Annotated in this window: 3 protein-coding genes; 2 read left to right on the forward strand and 1 reads right to left on the reverse strand. The window is 64.6% G+C overall.

The window, feature by feature from the left end:
* Together RMO18_RS00270 and xylA are read left to right on the forward strand one after the other, a co-directional pair.
* A partial coding sequence (locus tag RMO18_RS00270) for an FGGY-family carbohydrate kinase (protein ID WP_309663234.1) occupies nt 1-634 on the forward strand: 634 nt, incomplete at its 5' end.
* Nucleotides 631-1,932: a xylose isomerase gene (gene xylA, locus RMO18_RS00275; protein ID WP_309663235.1), complete on the forward strand. Its 1,302-nt coding sequence runs from the start codon at nt 631-633 to the stop codon at nt 1,930-1,932. The genes RMO18_RS00270 and xylA, both read left to right, overlap by 4 nt.
* Here xylA and RMO18_RS00280 read toward each other — a convergent pair.
* Nucleotides 1,923-2,814 (reverse strand): YihY/virulence factor BrkB family protein (locus tag RMO18_RS00280; protein WP_309663236.1); only part of this gene is annotated, 892 nt, incomplete at its 5' end. The two genes, xylA and RMO18_RS00280, sit on opposite strands and share 10 nt — an antisense overlap.

Genomic DNA, 2,814 nt, shown 5'->3' on the forward strand with positions numbered 1-2,814 from the left:
CCCGGCCACCGCCGTGCACACCTTTTGCCATGCGCTGCCCAACACCTGGCACCAGATGGGCGTGATCCTGGCCGCGACCGATGCGCTGAACTGGTATGCCGGGCTGGTGGGGCAGGATGCGGCCACGCTGACCGGCGGGCTTGGCCCGCTGCAGGCCCCGCGCAAGACGGTGTTCCTGCCCTATCTGGGCGGCGAGCGCACGCCGATCAATTCGCCCACCATGCGCGGCGCCTTCATCGGGCTGGAACACGCGACCGACCGGCAGGCCGCCACCCGCGCCGTACTGGAAGGCGTGACCTTCGCCTTCCGCGATTGCCGCGATGTTCTGGCCGCAACCGGTACCAGACTGCAGACGCTGCTGGCCGTCGGTGGCGGGTCAAGATCGGATTACTGGCTGCAGGCCATCGCCACCGCGCTTGGCGTGCCGGTGCAGGTGCCCGTCTCGGGCGATTTCGGCGGTGCCTTCGGGGCCGCACGGCTGGCGATCATGGCCGCAACCGGGGCCGGGGCCGAGATCGCCACCATGCCCCGCATCGCCCGGGTGATCGAACCCGACGCCGCCCTCAAAGACGCATTCGACGCGGGCCACGCCCGGTTCCGCGCCGCCCAATCCGCTATCAGAGGCCTCATATGACCGATTTCTTCAAAGGCATCCCCGCCATCACCTACGAGGGGCCGTCGTCCCAAAACGAATTCGCCTTCCGCCACTACAACCCGGATGAGGTGATCCTGGGCAAGCGGATGGAAGATCATCTGCGCTTTGCCGTCGCCTATTGGCACAGCTTTGCCTGGCCCGGCGGTGACCCCTTCGGTGGCCAGACGTTTGAGCGCCCGTGGTTCGGTGACACCATGGCGCTAGCCCGGATGAAGGCCGATGTGGCCTTCGAGATGTTCGATATCCTCGGCCAGCCGTTCTACTGCTTTCACGACGCCGACATGCGCCCCGAGGGCAAGACCTTTGCCGAAAGCAAGCGCAACCTTGACGAGATGGTCGATTACCTCGCCGACAAGCAGACCCGCCACAAGGCGAAACTGCTGTGGGGCACTTCCAATCTGTTCAGCCACCGCCGCTGGATGAGCGGTGCCGCCACCAACCCGGACCCGGACGTCTACGCCTATGCCGCCGCGACGGTAAAGGCGAACATGGACGCCACGATGAGACTTGGCGGGCAGAACTACGTACTCTGGGGTGGGCGCGAAGGCTATGAGACGCTGCTGAACACCAACCTCAAGGCCGAACGCGACCATGCCGGGCGGTTCTTGCAGCAAGTCGTCGAATACAAACACAAGATCGGCTTCAAGGGCGCGATCCTGATCGAGCCGAAACCGCAGGAACCAAGCAAGCACCAGTACGATTATGACGTCGCCACGGTCTACGGGTTCCTCAAGGACTTCGGGCTGGAAAAAGAAGTCCAGACCAACATCGAACAGGGCCACGCCATTCTGGCCGGTCACAGTTTTGAGCATGAGATCGGGTTGGCAGCCGCCCTTGGCATCTTCGGCTCCATCGACATGAACCGCAACGATTACCAGTCCGGCTGGGATACCGACCAATTCCCGAACAACCACGCCGAAAAGGCGGTGGCGTTCTACGAGATCCTGAAAGCGGGCGGTTTCACCACCGGCGGCGTGAACTTCGACGCCAAGATCCGGCGGCAGTCCTTGGACCCCGAGGATCTGATCCTCGCCCATGTCGGCGGCATGGACACCTGCGCCCGCGCCCTGAAAGCGGCCGCTGCCCTGATGCAATCCGGCGAGATGGAGACGGCGGTCAAAACCCGCTACGCCGGTTGGCAGGCACCTGAGGCGCAAGCGATGCTGAAAGGCAGCCTTGAGGACGCAGCCGCCCGCGTGACAGCCGAAGGGCTTGAACCGCGACCGAAATCCGGGCGGCAAGAGCGGTTGGAAAACCTCTGGAACCGCTACGTCTGAGGCACCCGGGTGCGGGCCGACCGGGCCTGCACCCTCTCGTCCAGTTCAGCGTTGATTGCGCCGCCCAAAAGCACCGCCCAGACGCTCAGATACAGCCAGGTCATCAGGATGATCACCGCGCCGATCGAACCGTAGATCTTGTTGTAGCTGTTGAAATTCGACAGGTAGACCGAAAACCCGATCGACACGCCCGACCAGGCCAGCGCCGCCACCAGCACCCCCACCGTGATCCAGGGCGACCGAAACCCGCCCGGCACATTGGGGCCAAAGCGGTACAGGATCGACAGGCAGGTCAACACCAGCAGGAACATCGCCCCCCAGGGCAGCACGCTGGTCAACCACGCCTCGAACGTGCCAAAGGTCACGTAAGACAGCAGGATCGGCACCACCACCACCGTGATCAACGCCACCATCAGCGCCCCGATCAACGCCGCCGTCAGGATGAAATCCACCGCCCAGCCCCAAAGCCAGCGGCGCGGCACCGCCCGGTGTACCACGTCCAGCCCCTGGATCAGCGCCGAGACCCCGGCCCGCGCCGAATAGACCGCGATGGCCAATGAGATCACCGTCGCCCAGCCCAGCGCCGCCTTCGGGGCCAGAATCAGCCCCATCACCTGATCATGCACCAGCCCGGATGCCTCGGGCGGCAGGAACCGCTCGGCCACCGCCAGATAGCCACTGATCACACCGGGATCGGCCACCATGCTCCAGATCGCGATGGTCGCGGTCAGGCCGGGAAACACCGCGAACATCGCATAGAACGCCACCCCGGCGGCGATCAGGGCAAAATGCCCCTCGGCCACCCGGTTCCAGACCGCAACGATGAACGACCAAAGCGCACTGATGCTGTTCTTCATGCCGACACCATGGCCCGCCGAACGG

This window comes from Tabrizicola sp. (genome assembly GCF_031377265.1).
Lineage (GTDB): Bacteria > Pseudomonadota > Alphaproteobacteria > Rhodobacterales > Rhodobacteraceae > JAUYQR01.